The following is a 3,607-nucleotide window of genomic DNA, read 5'->3' as shown; positions in this document are numbered from 1 at the left end:
GCCGTACAGAGCCCGCGCGAGCCGTGAGCGGTGCTCACATATACGTTTGGTACGTATTTTGGATGCAGATTGGACTTGCCCTTCGTCCAAAGCAGCGACTTGTATGTATCTTTGTAAAAATCCTCGTCGTAAAGCCGCCCGATAAGCGGAAAACGGTCGCCGCTATAGCTGCGGTAGCCCACTTTCGAGCCGATTATTCGGACGTTTTGCGGAGTTTTTATCGTGTTGTTTGAGAGATTTTCAGATGCAGTCAAATTTGACACATCTTGCGCTTGTGCCGAGCATCCAACGGTTTTGGCGCTCAAATCCATACTTTTACTTAAATTTATCGCTTCCAAACGATCCGCATTTTCAGCGTCGCCGTCTCGGCCGATAGTCAAATTTAAATCCTGCTCGCCGTTTAAATTTAGCTGCTCGTTTTTTGCAAATTTGCCGTACAAAAACTCAGCAACATCGGCTAAATTTTTCTCGTCGTCGCTAGAACGCGGCTCGTCTAAAAAAAGATTTCTATCATAAGTCGCGCCGACAACCTGCACGCCTTGGGCAGGCGGGCAAACGTAGCCTTTAGCGCTAAAGGGAGCAGGCGTCCAAACGGCCGGCGCGATATGCGTGACCTGGCCGCGCACGGAGCTAAGCCTGATGTCGTAGTCCGCAAAAAGATCCATACTCTCGCTACCGATAGCAAGCACGAGCACGTCGGCGTCGATGCTTCGTCCGTCCTTAAAGTGCGCCCTAACCGCGCCGCCCTCAAGCGTCTCAAAGCCCGTAAATTCGCAGTTTAAAAGCGTTTTTATGCCTGCGCTTGCCGCCTTGCACATCTTTCTGGGGCGAGCTTTTGCGCCATGAAAAATAAACGCGCTAGCGTAAGGCTCGTCATCAAATTTTAGCTCAAAAACGCCGTTATCCGCGTCAAATTCGCGCCACTCGTAAAAGCGCTCTAGCGTCTTTTGCTCATACGCGTAGTCCGTCGCTCCGCAAAACTCTATCTCCTGGGCGCTGAGGTTTTGCTCGTAAAAGTGCGCCGCCTGCAAAAACGCATTCATATGCATGCGGCCTAAATTTACGGTTGGTTTCGTGATAAGCGGCATCAAAATCCCGCAGTGATTCCCAGAGCCGTTTAGCGCGATGTCGCCGCGCTTTTCGGCGATCGTGACCTTTAAACCGCGCTCACGCAACTTAAACGCGCAAACGCAGCCCGCCACGCCGCCGCCGATAACTAGCGCCGTCTTTGGAGCGATCGTGGCGGCGGGATCAAATCTGCTAAACCAAATCTCGCTCCCAGCTTGTCGCTCGCCGGTAAATTTAGCGCGCAACATCTCTCGCTTTTTACCGTAACCCTTTAGCAAATTTACCTCAAAACCGCTATTTTGCAGGGCTCTTTTTAACGCGCCCGAGGCCGAATACGTGCAAACGCTAGCGCCCAATGCGCATAAATTTGCGATTTTAGCGCAAACCCGCTCGCTCCACATCGCTTCGTTTTTAGCAGGCGCAAAGCCGTCCATAAAAACGGTATCCGCAATAAAACTAAGCTCATCCAAAACCTCAGCCACGTCGCCAAAGCACAAGGTAAGCGTGGCGTTTGGAGCTAAATTTAATCTATGAAATCCGCGAATAAGAGGCGGGTAGGCATCCAAAAGCTCACCCGAAACATCCGCGAGCTCGTTAAAATTCGCGTAAATTTTAGCTAGATCGTCTCTAGCGATAGGCGTTTTTTCGATACTGACGAAATTTAAAAATTTATCCGAGTTTTTAAATCTTTTAAAGGCGCAAAGAAAATTTAGCCCCGCGCCAAATCCCGTTTCAAGCACGTTAAATTCGCTCTTTTTGTTCCAAATTTCGTCAAAAACGGAGTTAAAAACATACTCGCTCTGGCCGATAGGATCGTCTGCATTAAAGTAAATGTCGTCAAATTCTGAACTAAATGGGATACCGTCTTTAAAAACGACTCGCGCGCTTTTCATTGCTGGTTTGAAAAATAGACGTCTATGCCGTCTGCAAGCCCCTTGGCTAGGGCATCTTGGTATTTTGAGTTATTTATGAGCTCGCCCTCGTCTGGGTGAGTGATGTAGCCGACCTCAAGCAGCACCGCAGGCATCAGCGCGCCTACTAGCACCCAAAAAGGCGCCTCGCGAACGCCGCCGTCGGACGCCTTTGAACTAACTGATTTTGCTCGTGCCAAAACTTCGCGCTGAACGTCGATGGCGAGTTTGTTTGAGGCGATGATTTTCTCGCGGTTAAGGAAATTTAAAAATGTCTGCTTAGAAAAATAGTTCATCTCCTCGATGTCGGATTTGTTTTCCAGCGCGGCGGCGTTTTTGCTGCGCTCGGAACGAGCCGGCGAGAGGAAAAACGTCTCTATGCCGTGCATGGTTGCCGCTTTTGTCTTGTTTGGCGCGGCATTTGCGTGGATGGAGATAAAGAGGTCTGCAGCCTTGTCGTTGGCGTATTTCGTGCGGTCGCGAAGGTTGATAAATTTATCCTTGCTACGCGTGTAATAAACCTTGTAGCCGCGCCCTTGCAGCTCCTTACCGGCCTTTTGGGCGATGCTTAGCACGACGTTTTTTTCTTTTAGAGAGCCGTTTATAGCGCCAGGATCGTCGCCGCCGTGTCCTGCGTCAAGGACGACAACCTTGCCTTTAGCGCTTGTGATTTTTTTAGTGCTTGTCGTTTTTACGGGTGCCAGCACAATTTCTTGCTCGTCTTTTTTAGTGGTGCTTTGAGTGCTTTTGGCATCCGTTTTGGCCTGCGCGGTAACTTTTTCCTGCTTTTGCTGAGCGAGCTTTTGATTTTGAGCTTGCGATTGAGCGGTTTTTTGCTGTTGCGGCGCTTGCGCTATTTCAGGCTTTGGCTTGGCCGCGTTTTTTTGGGCTTCTTGCCTTTGTTCTAGCTTAGCTTGTTCGATTTTTTTCTTTTCGGCCATCTGTCTGGCTTGTATTTGAGCCTGCTTTAGGTCGATCGTTTTTTCTACGTTTTGTTTTTGCGAGATTTGCGATTTTTGATGATTATCTTTTGCGGCCGCTTGTTTAGAGTTTAAATTTTCATTTTTTACGGACTTTTGCTCTTGCGTGGGAGAGGCCTTTTTAAAAACTAGCGACCGATCTTCGGCTCTTAGTTTTAAATTTATCTCAAATTTGTTCACGAAAACCACCCTCACGGTGCTCGCATCAAACTGACTTATACGAACCTCATCGACCAAAAATCCCTTTATACTCTCTACCGTTCCAGCGCTCCAAACGCCCTTAAACTGGTATATATCCCTATATAAGCCTTTTTGATTTAGGGTAAATTTATTGATATCGCTGCCGCTTAGCTGCCTATTAAATTTTAGCTCCAAGCTATCGCTACCCCTGATCACGGAAACTAGCGTAAGCTTGTCCTGTTCGGCTGAGCTTTTCTTGTTTACGGGCGCAGAGAGCTGCTTTAGCTCGGCGGATTTTTGCTTGACCTCTTTTTGATCTTTTGCTTCGGGCTGCTTAGGCTTTGGCGCCTCTTTTTCTTTTTTAGGCGCAGGCGCGGCTTTTGGCTGCGGCAGGCCTTTTAGCTCTTTTTCATACGATTTCGTATCAAGCCCCAGAGCTTTTGCACTTTTTATCAGACGCTGCAACGA

General features: G+C 48.5%; 2 protein-coding genes. Both read right to left on the bottom strand.

Annotated elements, in window-relative coordinates; all coding sequences use genetic code 11:
* A partial coding sequence (gene mnmC, locus Q0338_RS08785) for a bifunctional tRNA (5-methylaminomethyl-2-thiouridine)(34)-methyltransferase MnmD/FAD-dependent 5-carboxymethylaminomethyl-2-thiouridine(34) oxidoreductase MnmC (protein ID WP_298086421.1) occupies positions 1 to 1,961 on the bottom strand: 1,961 nt, incomplete at its 3' end.
* On the bottom strand, positions 1,958 to 3,607 hold a 1,650-nt coding region (locus tag Q0338_RS08780), incomplete at its 5' end, for an N-acetylmuramoyl-L-alanine amidase (protein ID WP_298086420.1). The genes Q0338_RS08780 and mnmC, both read right to left, overlap by 4 nt.

The sequence above is a fragment of the uncultured Campylobacter sp. genome, assembly GCF_938018145.1.
Taxonomy (GTDB): domain Bacteria; phylum Campylobacterota; class Campylobacteria; order Campylobacterales; family Campylobacteraceae; genus Campylobacter_A.
The sequence above is the reverse complement of the archived record's forward strand: the minus strand, read 5'-3'. Positions and strand labels throughout refer to the sequence as shown.